The following is a 16,483-nucleotide window of genomic DNA, read 5'->3' on the forward strand; positions in this document are numbered from 1 at the left end:
ATCCCTCAAACTATGGATGAAAGCCTATCAATCCGCGCCACGTAAGGAATATCCATCAAGGCATCTGCCAAATCATTGGTTTGTCAAGGTAAATGGCTGCGTTACTGCCTGGCCATCTTCGTTTTGAGCTGCCACACGATAAGTGACCGAAGTAGTCCCAGAAGGAACTTCCAAATTCACTCGGATGGGTGGTTGATTGGGCATAATGCCAGGCGGATAGATAGAATTACCCGGACTCATAGATGGTTGAACCGGTTGCAAGGGACCACCCGGATGAATTGACGGTTGACCCGGCTGCTGAGAAATCCCCGGCACAGATACAGTTTGCACAGGAATGTATGAGCCATCTGCTTGTTCTTCATAAACCACATACTGAGTAGCTCCGGGAACCGAGTTGATGTTCAGAATCGCTTGCCCTCGTAACAGGGTACCCTTTACTACTGGCGCAGTTAAGCGCAAAGCTGGCAAATCAACTGTAGACGAAAGCATGCTTGCCGAAACATTGGGTCCAGCCGGCGGTGCTACTGGTGGTCCCGCCAATGGGCCAGGGCCAAACAACGCTTCTACAGCGAATGTTTGAGCATATGCCCCTCGTTCTACAGGTAAATAGAGTGTGCTAGCAGACAACGGCCCACCAACGGGTTGCCACTGACCCGCTCTATTTTTACGAAAGACCCGATAGCCTGTTGCACCTTCTACAGGTGTCCAGGCAATTTGATTCTGATTACCTGACTCTTGTAAATAAGCGACCGGAACACGTGTAGGTGTTACTAAAATAGCCCCCTGATAAGGTTGTAAGGTCAACGTGACTTGACCATTCTCCACTGTATACCACTGGTTATTCAGCTCGTCGAGCAAGCGAGTACCATCAGCGACCGTACCTTTGGTAGGAAGGCTGACTGTGGTAGATTGATTTTGATTATTTAGCGCTACAATTGCAGAAGCGTCATTAGCCGGATCGCCAAACACATCATGTCCATCACGTATGGTACGAGCAAAAGCATAGACCATGCCCTGCGTATAGAGTGGCTGGAAGTCACCTGTCTGCAACACAGGGTTTGCCTTGCGAATTGCACCTAATTTGCGATAGTGGTTGAGAAGAGTGAGGTTTTGATGATTCCACGGATAGGTTCGACGGCTAAGTGGATCTTTGTATCCAGTCAGGCCAGCCTCATCTCCATACCAGATGGTCGGATCACCTGGGAAACCAAATTGAAGATCGGAAACCAGTTTTAGCTTCTCTATGCCGATTTGTTCATCTGCAGCGGATGGTTGATACAAATCCTGTTGCAAAGCGGAAATATCGCTTGGTTGTGGTGCATTTTCAAGAATCGTCAAAATACGCATCGTATCTTGCGAATCCACCAGATTCATCATGGCATAGAAAGATTGCTTGGGATATTCGCTATACAGGCGCATCAGACGTTGATTAAACCCTGCTGCGTCAACTGCATGATGCTGTTCATTGCCATCGTTGTAATTACCGCGGAAAAAGTCTATCACTGCATTTCGGAACTGATAATTCATGACACTGTCAAAGGTCGATCCGGTCAGCCAGTCTGTGCCATTATCATTAGTCGCATTATTCCAAATCTCACCTATAATAGCAGCATTAGGATCGATAGACTTGACGGCATCGCGAAAACCGCTCCACCAAGCTGTGTTGAAGTTACTGTTGTCCGCTGAATCTAATCTCCAACCACTAGCACCTTGCTCAATCCAGTATTTTGCCACTGAATTCTTCCCACTGTATATAAATTTCTGATATGCAGGGTTAGAAGTATTCGTTTCTGGCAACGTATCAATATTAAACCATCCGTTGTACGGATTTTGTGGATTACCTGTCCATTCATACCAAGAATAGTAGGGAGACGACGAGGGTTGGTTGCTTTGATACGCCTGCCATGCTCCTGTTGTTTTAAAATTGCCAAATTTATTGAAATAAATGCTGTCGCTACCTGTGTCTTCAAAGACGCCATCCAAAATGATATGAAAACCTTTCGCATGAGCGGCTTTGACCAAATTCAGCCAATCCTGCTGTGTACCAAAACCGGGATCAATCTTCATAAAATCTGCCGTATCATATTTATGGTTGGATTCAGCCTCAAAAACAGGCATCAAATAGAGCGTATTGACACCGAGGCTCTTCAGGTAATCCAGCTTATCTTGAATACCTTGAAGATCTCCGCCAAAGAAGTCAATATTCCACTGCCCGTTACCACGTAATTTCTCAATACTTGGATTAGAGGAGGGCGGAATATTGGGATCATCAGGAGGACTGCTCCAATGTTGATGAAACTCAATGGGTCCTAAAGACTCCTGTCCATTTGCATTCACATAAATCCCTTTTTGAGTCTTGGGATTTTCATCTGTAGCAATATTTCCGTTATAGAACCGATCAGGCATGATTTCATAAATGACTGCGTGCTTCAACCAATCAGGTGTTTCAAATCCCTTTTCAAACACGCTAATTTGGTAACTTGGACCATTCGATGAAAAACCAACCGCACCGGGCCCCTCTAATTGCGATCCGTTATCATCATAATATAGGGTCTGTCCACTAGATGTTTGGGTAACAAATTGATACCACATGGTTCCTGGTGTTTGAACATCGGAAGCAGGGATGGTCACCGTCCACCAGCTATAATCTGTAGCTTGGCTGACTCCAGCTTCCTGCTCAATTTGACTAGCAGGCATTTGCAAAGGTTGCATAGGCAGATCTAATTCACCCGATTGGCCCGTCGCACCCCAAAGGCGGAGTGTAGCACTTTTTAAATCGACAGGTCCGCGCAATCGAAGCGTAATCGGTGTACCAGCCGCAACAGCACCAAATGGCGACCGATAAAACGTGTTAAACGAATCATGGTAATACGCCTTCATCCAAGCTGGAAGTGGTCCCACAAGCAGTGTAGCTGAACGGTTTAAGGAAACATTCACAACTCTATCCGCATCTTGCGCTACTGTATCTAAATCTACCGTATATAATCCATCTGGTAAATTCTGCGGGACAGTAAATTGCACACTGCTCCATCCGGCATTAAAACCTTGACTGGTTGCAACTGTCTGACCATCTGCATTGATAAAACTGACCATCGTCTGATTCGGTTGACTGGAACTCCCTGAAAAATCGCCTACCGGATCGTTCGCTGTCAATGTGTCTCCAGGGTTGGCATCCATTTCAGACAGTGAAACTGAACCAACCGGCAGAGGAAAGTTTTGATTCGTATCGTCATAGGTGTGCAATCCGTCACCTGAAAGGCAGGCAAAACTGCTTCCGTCATAAATATCGAATCGATAGTAGATGGTTCCACCATTGGAAGCAGGAATGGTGGCAGACCAAAGTTGATAGGGTCCAAACGTTTTCCCAGGTGTCATATCCACTTGAAAACCTTTGTTGGCGGCTGTGTCCCAGCAATTGAGAACCACTTTGCTGAGGTTTCCACTGTATGCTCGCATACTGATGGTCACCGACTGACCCGCAGCAGGATTGGGATTAGATACATAATTTGAACTGTCGGATGTATAGATACCGTCCCACTGTACAGTACTTGCATCCGTATATGGCAACACTTGCAAACCATTTCCTGGAGTTGTGTTTGCAACACTACTGCCGCTTTGCACAGTAATCGTGTAAGTTCCCGCACCTACACCTGCGTCCCCTTCAGGAAGTTGTAAAAGTATGCTATTGGGGCCAGTTACGGTAGCGTCATTCGTCACGTTGATTGTACCATTGACACTATTCTCGAGTGTGACCTGAACATTCGATGCACTCAAGTCTATACCAGAGACATCAAGCTGGACAGTGGCTGCCTTACCAGCAGTAAAATCGTTTCCTGACACAATTTGTACCGTTGCACTCGTACTGTATGTACTTCCATACGTAGTAGCCTGTGTACTTGTGCCACTATTCGAAAGATTACTGGCATAGCTAGTTCCACTGCTAGAGGATTGCGTTGTTTGACCTCCGCCACTCGCAGAATTGCTACTTGTACTAGCATAGACTGTACCGGCAGAAGCAACGAGCGGTAACGCAGCCGTCATGACAACCGTAGCTGCCAAACTCATGGAATTTTTCCATTTCAATGTGACTCTCTCCCTCATCCTCATTTTACCCTCGCCCTAACCACAAATGGTTCATCATGTTTAAGTGCAACGTTTGCAGAATATGCTCAATGTTTATGCAAACGATTGCACAATTTCTTAATATTTATCCTATCAATTAATGAAAGCGGCTTCAATATCTAATTTTGTCGATCACAATACTTTTTTGATACGCTGTCTTAAAAACATTATTCTATAGGTGATTTGCTCTTGAACCCTATGAAAATGGGGAAAACAGGCTTGTGCATCCGAGAATCTTTGGAAACCGTTTGATGAGGAGACAACATAATTTGTTTTTGCCATGCGTCATAGAGATAAATGAGAAGCGATAATCCAAATACAATGAGATAATACTGCCAAGGTTGCATCAAGCGAAATTTAGCAATTTTTAACCACGGTAAAACGCGATCAAAAATAAGATATACATAAATCCAATCTATCACTAGGTTGACACCGACATATTGCCAAAATCGGTGCGAAGTAAAATAATATATCCACAAGACCGTCACCGGGAATAATCCATAAGCAAAACTGACATTGATAACATATCCCCATGGGACAATCGATTGTTGTATACTCCACCAATGATAATGAAAAGCAATAATGAAAATATTGCTCATCACAAAGCAGGTGAATAGAGTCACTGGCATATAGCGTTTTAAAGACGCGCGATCCATAAAAAGCAAAACTGTCAACCATGAGGAAATAAACATGATCCATAAGATCAGCTGGGAATGGGTCAACTCAGGAACCTCTCTTCTTGATGACGCCTCGGCAAGTTTTGAGAATTGAACGCTATAACATAGCCTTCTTCCCTCTACTGAATCGGACGGCGTGTTGGCCTGACCAACAACTCAACAGCACTCAAAGTATGAGCGATTTCCCACCCCAGCATGCATGACTGAACAAAAACTTTACTGCAAATGACGAGCAACCATTTCCTGAACTACAAAAGAAGCTACATCAGGCGCTAAAGTGCCAGGACCAAATCCAGCATCATAGCCCAATTCAAGTGCCAATTCATGAGTAATTCGCGGACCACCGGCAACCAAAATCAGTTTATCTCGTAATCCTTCAGCTTCAAGAAGGTCAACTAAAGCGCTCAAATTGTGAAGATGCACATCCTTCTGCGTGACAACTTGCGAAACAAGCAGCGCATCTGCCTTCAGTTCAATCGCTTTACGAACCAGTTCCTCATTTTCTACTTGACTGCCAAGATTGTAAGCTTGGATTTCCGGATAGCGTTCGAGCCCGTACTCACCGTTGTAACCTTTCATATTCATAATTGCGTCTATTCCCACTGTATGTGCGTCTGTTCCTGTACACGCTCCAAGTATGGTGATTTTACGACCAATTTTTGTTCGGATAAACTCATTAATTTCATAAAAATTCATCACTTCCGTCTCGACTTTGGGAACTTGTATGTGGGCATAGTCGACACTGTGTACACAGTTCCCATATAGAACGATAAAAGTAAAGTTCTCTCCGATATCTTCGTGATGAACCACACTCGGATTGACAATTCCCATTTTAAGAGCAAGCAGGCGGGCTGCTTCAACAGCTTCAGGACCGTCCGGAACGGGCAAAGAGAAACTCAACTGGACTTTGCCGTCATTCATCGTGTCCCCGTAAGGACGAATTGCCGTATAGTCTGGCTTCGCAATCTGCGTTCGATAGTCGAGTTGCTCCATCATCCGCGCCGAACCTCCTCTTGCTGTACAGTCCCAGTAATCCCTAAGCGCACGCGCAATTCATCAGCAAATGGATTGAAATAGTCTGCAGATTTCATCAGTACGCCGGATAATCCTTTACCACCAGTGGCAGTCCGTTTGACATCAGCAAACATGCCTGAAGCCAATGCTTGATAAAGTCCCACATCCACAATGTTTTCCAGTAGCTGTACCGCTTCTGCTAAAACCTGATGAGCCCGCCGGACAATGATTCCATCTTCTTTAAAATTAATTTCTTCTCCTAGATGTCTTGCATTATTAAAAATATATTTTGCACTCTCAATCGCCAGATGCCGATCGTAGATAAGCGGAGTATGAATCTGTTCCGTCATCATGCCCAGCAGTTGAATTCCTTGCTGTGTCATAATACCAACCATATTGAAAAGAGCGTCTTGGACATGACCACGAAAGATGTTTCCTGTCATATGTTTGGTAGGCGGCATGTATTTGAGCGGGGCATTAGGGAAAATTTCTCTAGCCATCTGCGCCTGTGCCAATTCGTACAAAAAACCGTCCTCTAACATGGGATTCATCTCAAAAGCATGCCCAAGCCCCATCTGCGCTTCGGGAAGGCCACTCCGTAGAGCTAACTGTTCATTGATAAATTGCGAAGCAAGTACAGTATGAGCTGACTCTACTGCATCTGCAGTGGTCAGATAATTGTCTTCGCCTGTATTAATAATCACTCCAGCATAAGCGTTAATCATTCGAGAAAAAGCCTGATCACACAACGTTCGTTGCATGTTAATATCTCGAAAAAGAATTCCGTACAAAGCGTCATTCAGCATAACATCCAAGCGTTCCAAAGCACCCATAGCGGCTATCTCAGGCATACAAAGTCCTGAACAATAGTTACACAGCCGTATATAACGACCTACTTCCTCACTCACTTCATCAAGTGCCTGCCGCATGATGCGAAAGTTAGCCTGCGTGGCATAAGTTCCCCCAAAACCTTCCGTTGTCGGCCCATACGGTACGTAGTCAATCAGACTCTGCCCTGTACTGCGAATGACAGCAATGATGTCCGCTCCCTGACGGGCAGCAGACTTGGCTTGAACTACATCCTCATAAATATTTCCTGTAGCTACAATGACATAGATGTATGGCTGTTTCCCTTCTCCCAAACGGCCAAGATACTGATTGCGTTTCTCACGGTTAGCAGCAATACCATCCAATGCGTATTGCGCCATCTCTCTTGCTTTGACCTGAATATCAACTCGATTGGGCAAATCTTCCGTTCCTAATTGAACCATTCCTGCGCCTATCGCTTCAGCAAGTTCTTGCGCCGTCATCCCATGCACCATCATTGCACCGACAAATGGGTAGGCAATACCCCCCGCCAGGAGATCTCGGGATAGAGCGTGATCGACCACCACATTGGCAAGCGGTACGCCTTCGGCATCCACTCCATCTACACCAAACAGCCGCAGAACTGTTCTTTCAATAGCAACCGTGGTACGCTCCATGACTTGAGCGGTAACATCATCAGCTATTTGACTGGATGCCTGCCGGGCCCTTTGAATTTCGGCTTCATTCAAATGAAGTTTTCCTGTCATATGTTCATCCGTCCTTCAGTTTCTTGATATCGCCGGGCCACCTGTAACAGAGAATCAGGCAACCCCAGCCATTTAGCCACTTCCAGCGCTTCCTGTACGCCTTGGCCAGGCTGGCGCCGCTCCAAACGGTAATCCATTGCGGCGGCAAGAAATCGCAATCGCTCTGCTAAGGTAGCATTTTGCATATCTTGGTGCAGCACCGAGGATAACCCCCGTACACGCCAATGCGCAGCTCCTTGATAAGCTGCCACGGAAGCGTAGTGTGAAGCCAGAAAAACGATGCTGTCCTGCAGTCCGGAAAGTTTATGAAGTAACCCGTGCACCAGCGCTTCCCCCTCCTGGGGATTTGTGGTACACCCGGGCTCGTCAAAAAGTAACAAAAGCGCTTGATGTTCCGCTTCTTCCAGTACACTTCCCCATCCTACAACTTCCTGCCCAAACGCTGAAAGGCCATGCTCCATCTGCGTTCCAGCCGCAAAGAGCAAACGCACACCCGTCAATAGAGGAGCTGTGAAGGATACGGCCGGAACTGGCAATCCATACTGCAACAGACACTGCATCAGTGCAATGACACATAGCGTTACTGACTTACCGCCCATGTTCGATCCCGTTATCACATTAAGAGTTCCCACATTCGGTAAATCAATAGCTACAAAAGAACGCCCCTGTTGTTGAAGTTGCTCAGCCAGAAGAGGATGGCGAGCTTCCCGAAGCGACCATCTTTCGCTGACACTAGGTACGACTCCCTGCCATACTCGAGCCAATGCAACTTTTGATAGACGAATATCCATCTCCTGAAGGGCATCTGCTAACCTGTTCCAGCTTTGCAGTTGCCTCTGTACCTGTTCGGTCAGTTGGGCCAACAGTCGATCAGTCTCTTGTTGAAGCTTGGCGAAAGCATTCTCCCAAGCGACAAGCAACTCTGACTCCACCTCATCAGGCACTCTTTGCAAGATGATTTCAAACGGTGTTTCACGCAATACACGCAAGTTTGGAGTAGATTTGACGAGTTCGAGCAGATCACGATGAACTGGCAAGCTGAGCATCAGCGTGCTATCCGGCCGTTGGTAGAGTGGCCAGCCTTGTTTTTGAAGAGTTTTCAACCATTCCGTTTGATACTGGGTCAACTTTTTTTTAATCTCTCGCTCTTCGTGTTGCGCTTCCAGATAAAAGGAGTCCGCCAAATGCTGTACAGCAAAATGACTTAATTCCGGGTGACCAAATGGTTTGAGCAAGGATTCCATGTCGCTTATGGTCAGATAGTCCAATCCTGGCGGAATTTGCGACTCTTTTAACAGGTGAAGCGTTGACTGTACAGTTTGCTTCAACCAAAGCGCCGTTTTCGGCGTCAATTCGAGCGTATCTAAGGCAAGCGAAGCAAGCAGTGGCTGAATATCGGGCAACTGGCGGAGCCATTCTCTCCATCGTCTCAACTCTTCTGGCGAAATGCGTTGCAAATCCAGTGCCAAAAGCTCATGAACATGGAGTAGATCAACTTCATTCCCCGGTAAATAAGGCCGCAAATTTTCTTTAAACCGCACCCCGCCAGCTGTCACTGGCTGCCACGCCGCAAACACTTCTTTCCAACCGATTTTCTCAGCTGTTTTCTCGTCCAAAAAGGAACGAGATACAGAACGCCAGATTATATTTTCATTCATCACGCATTCCTCTCCATGGACAAGGCGGCATGATACACAGGCACTTCCGGCAATGCAGCAGATACAGCCTGCAACATCTCATCCAACGGCAGGTCTGCTCCGGAAACATGGTGAGGATTCACGGCTACGCCTAAAAGAGGCAGCTTTCGCATCACCATGAGTTGATGACCTGCCCGATAAAACGGTAACAAGACTTGCCGACTTACCCAAACCTGCGCAGGATGAGCAGCAATTAGTGTCATCGGTTCTTGTCTTTGAAGCAAAATGGTTTCCATTAATTTATCCTGCACAGCGCCAGGCACATAAAGCGCCTGAAGAGGCGCAACCAGCCTCGCATCAGCCAAAAGCTGCTCCGGGTGTAAAGTTGCAGCATCTGCGGAAAACTCTCGATACTCTCCCGTGGTAAAATAGAGCGCCACTTGTCTTCGCTGATGAGCGGAATCCAATACGTTGCGCCATGCCAAAGGCACTTCTGGCAAGAAAAACCGGTGTGAAAGTTCAAGTGCCACCTGTGCAACTGCATCAGGTGTCGATCCCGATACGGGACTGACTGCTAATACCACAGCATCCACCAGTTCTGGCGATGCTGCCGCTATTCGATTCAGCGCACCATCCACCAGTACCATGTCAACCTGGTAGCGTGCAAACCCCTCTAGCACACGGCTGATATGCTGCCGGGAACGGACTCCCGCCAAAAGCACCTGTGTGGTCTCTGCTGCTCGAACTATGACGACCTCACCCAGCGGAGAACGAATGCCCGTAGACTCCAACCATTCGAGCGACTGAGTTTCAAAAAGTGCGCGTTCAGCAGTAGCCAGGAGCGCCCCCTGCGGGGCAAAAATAGGCGGTTTATCTATACCCATCAGCGCATCCTGGCGTTCTCCATCCACACCGATACTACAAAGTCCGACAACCCGGCCAGCGACTGCTGCCTGTTGCAAAAAAGCATTGAAGGCAGTCGTCTTACCAGCATGTTTACTGGCTCCCATGAAAGCAATCCGATTCCAGCCGTGAGCTACAGCACGGTCGTAGATTTCCACTGGCCATCCCTCAATGTCCGTGCTGATTTCGTTCCGCTCGTTTGAGTCCTTTAGGTTCAAGTGCGAGTTGCACATCATTGAGCAAGCGAGCCACACCAATCAACTCATCATTGTCTTTAGCGTGATCGTGCGTACAAGTAGGCGGACAGCCTTGATCTTCATAAACCGGTTCGTGATAAGTGGTAATGACTCCTTCAAAATTGCGCAGAATCACTTTTCCATGTCCTTGTGAAATAATGTACTGCGGTTGAACAGGTATCTTACCGCCGCCTCCCGGAGCATCTACCACATAAGTAGGAATCGCGTAACCAGAAGTGTGTCCGCGCAACTGTTCCATAATTTCAATGCCTTTAGAAACGGTAGTGCGAAAATGCGAAATGCCCTCTGACAAATCACATTGATAGAGATAATAGGGACGAACGCGAATTTTTACCAAATCGTGGAGCAACTTTTTCATAATGTGCACACAATCATTAACTCCGCGCATGAGGACTGTCTGATTACCTACTGGCACTCCTGCATCGGCTAGCTTTTTACAGGCTTCGGCTGCCTCTGGTGTAATTTCGTCCGGGTGGTTGAAATGTGTATTCAACCACACTGGGTGGTATTTTTTTAGAATATTACAAAGGTTGTCTGTAATCCGTTGCGGGAATACAACTGGAGCCCGCGTGCCAATTCGGATAATTTCCACATGCGGAATATCGCGCAAGCTGGAGATAATGTATTCCAGGATACGATCATTCACAAGCAGGCCATCGCCGCCGGAGAGCAGAACATCGCGCACTTCCGGATGGTTACGAATATAATTGATGGCTGCATCCAATTGTGGTTTGGGCACTGCATGACCCACAGCGCCTGAAAAACGACGACGCGTACAATGACGGCAATACATCGAGCACTGATTGGTAATGAGGAACAGAACGCGATCGGGATAACGATGCGTCAATCCAAGCACAGGTGCGTCCGTATCCTCATCGAGGGGATCTTCCATATCCCATGGAGAACGCTGCATTTCGTTGGAAAGCGGCACAGCTTGAAGACGAATGGGACAATTAGGATCATCCGGATCCATCATCATTGCATAGTACGGCGTAATGCGCAGAGGGATTGTCTCTTTGACATGGCGCACGCCCTCCATCTCTTCTTCGGTCAAATGAATCACTTTCGCCAGGTCTTCCATGGTATTGACGGTATGTGTCAATTGCCACTTCCAATCATTCCATTGTTCTTCCGTCACATCTTTCCACAATTCAATCTCTTTATAATGACGCTGTTTCTTGCCATATCGATATGCACTGACGGGTTCGAGAACACTCATTCAAAACACTCCCTATTTTAAATTTTGCAGTCAATCCGACTGGAACTTTTGTTGAGAGAAACGATTAATGACTGTGTACCGCAAACTTCTGACGAAAAATTTGTTGCAATACAGGTTCAGCACGCAGCAAATTCAAAGCGTAATCAGCATGATTTTTGCAATACCCATTGCCAATCATCATCTGAATGTCTTTGCCTATTCCCTCTGCACCTAGTGCAGCGGCTGTAAAGGACGTGGCCATGGAGAAAAAGTAGACTGTTCCGCCATCCTTGCAGGGTAGAATAGAGGCCATTTCTGTGCCAGGAACATTGACACAGTTGATAACCACATCAGCTCCGCTAAATGCTTGCCCAAATCGCTGATTCCAGGCCTGTTCCAAACTGGCTAAACAAGCTACCGCATCCTGCGCACTCACATCCAACACGATATCTGCTTTACCAAGAGCCTGTATTCGCTCGCAAGCGAGTTGACCATAATCCATTGCCACAACGATACCGTCTCGTACACTTCGCCGGGCCGCCGCAAGGACAGTTAATCCAGATTTTCCGCCAGCTCCCAGAACAACAACCGTCTGACCAGGCTGTACAAGGCGAGCTGTTTGGGCTGGCGCCCCGCAAACGTCAAAAAGTGCCAAGGCCAACTGTTCTTCAATATCGTCCGGCATTTTGGCGTAGAGACCTGTCGCAAACAGAATCGCTTGACCGCGAATGGTGACCTGAGCATTCGCCACATCAATTTGTAGAATTTCCTCCAGCGCAAGCGGGGTTAATGTCAATGACACCAAAGTCGCAATCCTGTCACCTACTGAAAGCTCCTGACGCGCTGGATGCATGGAACCTATTTCCCGCACCCTGCCAATCAACATTCCGCCCGATCCGGTTACGGGATTGTGATGCTTGCCGCGTTCGGCCACAATTTCTTTCATCTTGGCAGCTATCGCTTGCTCATTTTTTCCAACTTCCTCATAGATTTGTCGGAAAGATGCGGAATCAATATTGAGTCGCTCTACATCAATCAGCAACTCATTGACCCCACATTCCATTCGATTATCCAGTTTCCAAGCTGCTTGAGGCATAACTCCCTGTGGCTCAAGCACTCGATGCAATCCAAAGGGATGAGAATCAGCCACGGCAAACACCTCCTCTTGCGGGCCTATACCATCTCGCTGGAGACGGTCCCGCGTCACGCTTCCTTAAACCTTCAGAATGGACAAGATATGAAAGCGCTATCGAATTTCTCAATAGAATGATTAAGCAATTTCTGTGCCAAGATTAACATCACATAGGGATAAAGTCTTGAAAACTGATTACGCTCAGTGTGAAAGTCCTAATTTTTGCAATTTATATTGAAGCGTTTGTCGTGGAAGGCCAAGTTTTTTAGCCGTGGATAAAACGTTGCCGTTGCAACTGGCTAGCGCGCGTTCGAGGACGATTTTTTCAATCGATTGCAAAACTTCTGGAAGTGCAGGAGAAGGTGCGTCATCTAATACCACCGATTCGTTCAAAGCAGTCCACAGTTGTTCAAACCCTGATTGCGACCATACATTTTCTATCCCTGTCGTTCTCGGCTCTACATGGCTTGCCGATTTTTCGGCAAAAGAAAACGACGAAAGACGCCTCCCTTTGTCTATTGCTGATTTTTCGGCAGAAGAAAATTCAGCTAACTCTTCTTTCTGACGTTCGGCCTTTCGAATGCTAAATCCATACTGTCTAGCTGATTCCTGCATTTGAAGCGGCAAATCGGCGAGTGTCAGCACTTCACCATCCATCAAATTCAACGCAGCCTCTATGACGTGTTCAAGCTCGCGAACATTGCCAGGCCATGGATAGGTTTGAAAGAAAGCAAGTGTATCTTCTGATAAACGTTTCACCCGGGTCCCTAACTGTTGATTCCATTTTTCAAGAAAATGCCTAGCCAATAACAGAATATCCTCACCGCGTTCGCGTAAGGGAGGCAAATCAAGCCGCACTACATTCAATCGATAATACAGATCTTTGCGCAGCGAACCTTTTGCCAACTCTCCTTCCGGCGATTCATTCATAGCAGCGACAATTCGTGCGTTGGTATGCAAAAGTCGAGCATCTCCTACCCTAGAGAACTCTCCTGATTGTAAAACACGCAACAGTTTTGCCTGTACATCAAGCGGCAATGATTGCACCTCATCAAGAAACAGAGTACCGTTATCTGCCAGTTCAAACCACCCTGCCCGATTTTCGGCACCTGTAAACGAACCTCGTATCGTTCCAAAAAGCAAAGACTCTAACAAGGATGGCGGCAAAGCTGCACAATTGACGGCTAAAAACGCCCCTGTTTGGCGACTGGCATTATGAATGGATTGAACCAACAATTCTTTACCCGTGCCCGTCTCACCATACACAAGAATTGGGGACTGGCTACGCGCTGCCCGTTCTGCCCGGCGAATCGTTTGCAACATTTGTCCATCCGTCGTGACTATATCTGAAAAACGATATTGTGCTCCTACCGTTTGCTGTTTTTTAGGTTTTCGTCCAATCATCTTCTCTTGTAAAGCAGAAAGTTGGTCTGTCAAATGTTTAACATAAGTAAAATCTTTACTGATTTCTAAGGCGCCTACAATTTTACCTTCTCTTCGGATCGGCAATGTGGTATTGACCGTATGTACTTGAACACCGCGAATATTTGTAAACGTCTGAGCTCTATGAAACAGAGCTTGACCCGTTTTCAATACCTGTAAAAGCGTACTTCCTTCCTCACCAAGAGAAGGAAAGGAATCGAGCACATGTCGACCAAGCACGTCTCCTACAGACACTCCATCTAATTGACTGGCGGCCCGATTGTATACCACCGTCACTCCTCGCGCGTCCACTACATGGATGCCTTCATCCATCGTATCAAGAACTGCGTTAAACCATTCTTGCTGATCACGATGTTGATCCATGCTGCTTCCTCCTTACCACACATGACCCAAAACATATCTGTAGATAAATCTCGCTGTCCTCTCCCGAAAAATCCCAGGAATAGTACAGTTGAACTTGCCCGCCAGTAGCATTCACATCTACCAGCAATTGACGAGTCCTGACTTCGACCGAATACGGTTCGCCACCGAGATAAAGTGTAGAAGACTGTTTTTGTCCGGACACAAAAGTGCAATTCCATAGATAAGCGCCGCGACGAATCACCGTCACGGCGTCTTGACGTATCACGAAAGTGCTCCTCTCTTCCGTTTGAGCTTCTTCAAAGTAACGCAAATAATGCGCATTGGAACGAAAATCCCAAGTAGCGGACAGTACGGGAGAGGATTCTAAATTTTGGCCATCGCCGCGACTCCAAACCAATGGGACAACATTCTTTAATGGACTGCCGAGATAAAAACTGCTCATGGTGAAACACAGGCCAAGAGAGCCTCACGAACCAATTTGGCAGCTAAAATTTGCGTCTGTTCACTCGTATCCAGGACCGGAGAAACCTCCACCAAATCAAAGCCAACGACACGCAACTGAGAAAGCATAGGAAATATACGAAATGCTTCGCGCGGATGAATACCACCATGCTCTGCAGTTCCCGTACCGGGAGCATGAGCCGGATCAAAAACGTCAATATCCCAAGTCACATAGACCGGATGACCCATCAGCTCCGACAAAACAGATTCTAACGGATCAGCTACTTCAAAGGGAAAGAAACGCGTATGTTGCCGTGCATACTGAAATTCTTCACGCGTGCCAGAGCGAATACCAAACTGATACACACGTTCTGGACCAATCGCGTCGCATACTTTTTTAATCACCGTGGCATGCGAATAGGGTTGGCCTTCATAAGTATCTCTTAAATCCGTATGGGCATCGAGATGGATGACGCGCAAATCGGGATATTTTTCCCAGGCAGCACGCATCGCACCCCAAGAAACTAAGTGCTCCCCGCCAAGACCAAGCGGAAATTTGCCATCCTCGTATAGACGCGAGACGTACTCATAAATCATTTCCACACTCATCTGCGGATTGCCAAAGGGTAACGGCAAATCTCCCGCATCGTAATAAGTAATGTCGCGCAAATCGCGATCGAGATAAGGACTGTATTCCTCAAGACCCACAGAAACTTCACGAATACGAGCAGGCCCTAAGCGAGTACCGCCGCGAAATGATACGGTCCAATCCATAGGCATGCCATAGAGAACTGCTTTAGCCGCTTTGTAATCTGGAGACGATTGGATAAAAACATTGCCGCTGTACGCGGCATCCAAAGGTTGACGCACATTCCATTCACTCATTTTTGCACCAACTCCTGAACAAACGGCGGCAAGGCAAACGCAGCTTTGTGAACTTCCGTTGTGTAATATTTCGTATCACGCACTCGCGAAGCCACTGGCTCAAGCGGATTGTACTGCTTACTGCCCATGGTAAAACTCCACATTCCCGTTGGATATGTGGGTATATGGGCTAGATACAAATAGGTGTGGGGAAAAATATCTCGTACGTCACGGTGAACATGACGAATGAGATCCTGATTGGCAAAAGGTGATTCGGTCTGTGCTACAAACAATCCATCGGGTTTAAGAGCGTCATAGACAGCCTGGTAGAAATCCTTGGCAAAAAGACCCACAGCCGGTCCAATGGGATCGGTTGAGTCCACATAAATGACATCATATTCTCCTTTGTGTTCTTGAACATGTTTGATGCCATCACAAACTTGAACGTCTACACGCGGATCGTTTAAACCTTGGGCAATCTGTGGAAAGTACTCGCGAGAGATGTCAATCACTCGTCCATCGATTTCTGCAAGCACTGCTCGTTCGACAGCCGGATGCTTGACGATTTCACGAATGACGCCACCGTCTCCTCCCCCCACTACTAGCACATTTTTCGGCTCAGGATGCGTATGCAGGCCGACATGAGCAAGCATTTCATGATAGACAAACTCATCTTTGTCAGTTGTCATGACACAACCGTCAAGTACCAACATACGTCCGTACTGTACCGTTTCTACTACGTCGAGACTCTGAAATTCTGTCTGCTCGCTATGCAAAGTCCGATTTACACGCAAACCAATTGACAGATTGCTGTTTTGCAGTTCTGTAAACCAAAGCTCCATTGAATTGGCCAATAAT

Annotated in this window: 12 protein-coding genes; all 12 read right to left on the reverse strand. The window is 46.9% G+C overall.

Annotated features, from left to right (window positions below):
• Window positions 1–72: 72 nt before the first annotated feature.
• The 12 genes from ACOJUR_RS00820 to speE all read right to left on the reverse strand — a co-directional run bounded on the left by ACOJUR_RS00820 (window position 73) and on the right by speE (window position 16,467).
• On the reverse strand, window positions 73–4,083 hold the full coding sequence (locus ACOJUR_RS00820; protein WP_420949017.1) for an alpha-amylase family glycosyl hydrolase: 4,011 nt from the start codon (window positions 4,081–4,083) through the stop codon (window positions 73–75).
• A gap of 206 nt (window positions 4,084–4,289) precedes the next feature.
• On the reverse strand, window positions 4,290–4,814 hold the full coding sequence (locus tag ACOJUR_RS00825; protein WP_420949018.1) for a hypothetical protein: 525 nt from the start codon (window positions 4,812–4,814) through the stop codon (window positions 4,290–4,292).
• 201 nt (window positions 4,815–5,015) lie between these two features.
• A complete protein-coding gene (kamE, locus tag ACOJUR_RS00830) occupies window positions 5,016–5,795 on the reverse strand; it encodes a lysine 5,6-aminomutase subunit beta (protein ID WP_072874353.1) in 780 nt (259 codons plus the stop codon).
• On the reverse strand, window positions 5,792–7,387 hold the full coding sequence (kamD, locus tag ACOJUR_RS00835; RefSeq protein ID WP_420949019.1) for a lysine 5,6-aminomutase subunit alpha: 1,596 nt from the start codon (window positions 7,385–7,387) through the stop codon (window positions 5,792–5,794). The genes kamE and kamD overlap by 4 nt, the downstream gene beginning before the upstream one ends.
• The gene (locus tag ACOJUR_RS00840) at window positions 7,384–9,045 is read right to left on the reverse strand and encodes a MutS-related protein (RefSeq protein ID WP_420949020.1); all 1,662 of its coding nucleotides are present in this window, start codon (window positions 9,043–9,045) and stop codon (window positions 7,384–7,386) included. The genes kamD and ACOJUR_RS00840 overlap by 4 nt, the downstream gene beginning before the upstream one ends.
• Entirely contained in the window at window positions 9,045–10,085 is a 1,041-nt protein-coding gene (gene kamB / locus ACOJUR_RS00845) for a lysine 5,6-aminomutase reactivase subunit KamB (RefSeq protein ID WP_072874356.1), read from the reverse strand. The genes ACOJUR_RS00840 and kamB overlap by 1 nt, the downstream gene beginning before the upstream one ends.
• A gap of 10 nt (window positions 10,086–10,095) precedes the next feature.
• Entirely contained in the window at window positions 10,096–11,403 is a 1,308-nt protein-coding gene (gene kamA, locus ACOJUR_RS00850; RefSeq protein WP_072874357.1) for a lysine 2,3-aminomutase, read from the reverse strand.
• A 64-nt stretch (window positions 11,404–11,467) separates the two neighbouring features.
• Window positions 11,468–12,532 carry an L-erythro-3,5-diaminohexanoate dehydrogenase gene (kdd, locus tag ACOJUR_RS00855; RefSeq protein WP_420949021.1) on the reverse strand — a complete coding sequence of 355 codons (1,065 nt, stop codon included), beginning with the start codon at window positions 12,530–12,532 and terminating at the stop codon, window positions 11,468–11,470.
• Window positions 12,533–12,715: 183 nt separating this feature from the next.
• Complete coding sequence (locus ACOJUR_RS00860; protein ID WP_072874358.1) at window positions 12,716–14,320, reverse strand: sigma-54 interaction domain-containing protein; 1,605 nt, start codon at window positions 14,318–14,320, stop codon at window positions 12,716–12,718.
• Window positions 14,304–14,762, reverse strand: a complete 459-nt coding sequence (locus ACOJUR_RS00865) for a YwiB family protein (protein WP_306953407.1) — start codon at window positions 14,760–14,762, stop codon at window positions 14,304–14,306. Before ACOJUR_RS00865 ends, ACOJUR_RS00860 begins: the two co-directional genes overlap by 17 nt.
• Complete coding sequence (gene speB / locus ACOJUR_RS00870; RefSeq protein WP_072874360.1) at window positions 14,759–15,646, reverse strand: agmatinase; 888 nt, start codon at window positions 15,644–15,646, stop codon at window positions 14,759–14,761. Before speB ends, ACOJUR_RS00865 begins: the two co-directional genes overlap by 4 nt.
• Window positions 15,643–16,467, reverse strand: coding sequence for a polyamine aminopropyltransferase (gene speE / locus ACOJUR_RS00875; RefSeq protein ID WP_072874411.1), 825 nt, complete (start codon window positions 16,465–16,467; stop codon window positions 15,643–15,645). The genes speB and speE overlap by 4 nt, the downstream gene beginning before the upstream one ends.
• Window positions 16,468–16,483: the final 16 nt, after the last annotated feature.

The sequence above is a fragment of the Alicyclobacillus tolerans genome (assembly GCF_048984885.1).
Taxonomy (GTDB): Bacteria; Bacillota; Bacilli; order Alicyclobacillales; family Alicyclobacillaceae; genus Alicyclobacillus_I; species Alicyclobacillus_I tolerans.

Excerpts from the sequence above, each read along its gene's own strand:
- ACOJUR_RS00825 (WP_420949018.1), bottom strand. The coding sequence starts at position 4,814 with ATGTTTATTTCCTCATGGTTGACAGTTTTGCTTTTTATGGATCGCGCG.
- kamE (WP_072874353.1), bottom strand. The coding sequence starts at position 5,795 with ATGATGGAGCAACTCGACTATCGAACGCAGATTGCGAAGCCAGACTAT.
- kamD (WP_420949019.1), bottom strand. The coding sequence starts at position 7,387 with ATGACAGGAAAACTTCATTTGAATGAAGCCGAAATTCAAAGGGCCCGG.
- ACOJUR_RS00840 (WP_420949020.1), bottom strand. The coding sequence starts at position 9,045 with ATGAATGAAAATATAATCTGGCGTTCTGTATCTCGTTCCTTTTTGGAC.
- kamA (WP_072874357.1), bottom strand. The coding sequence starts at position 11,403 with ATGAGTGTTCTCGAACCCGTCAGTGCATATCGATATGGCAAGAAACAG.
- ACOJUR_RS00860 (WP_072874358.1), bottom strand. The coding sequence starts at position 14,320 with ATGGATCAACATCGTGATCAGCAAGAATGGTTTAACGCAGTTCTTGAT.
- ACOJUR_RS00865 (WP_306953407.1), bottom strand. The coding sequence starts at position 14,762 with ATGAGCAGTTTTTATCTCGGCAGTCCATTAAAGAATGTTGTCCCATTG.
- speB (WP_072874360.1), bottom strand. The coding sequence starts at position 15,646 with ATGAGTGAATGGAATGTGCGTCAACCTTTGGATGCCGCGTACAGCGGC.
- speE (WP_072874411.1), bottom strand. The coding sequence starts at position 16,467 with ATGGAGCTTTGGTTTACAGAACTGCAAAACAGCAATCTGTCAATTGGT.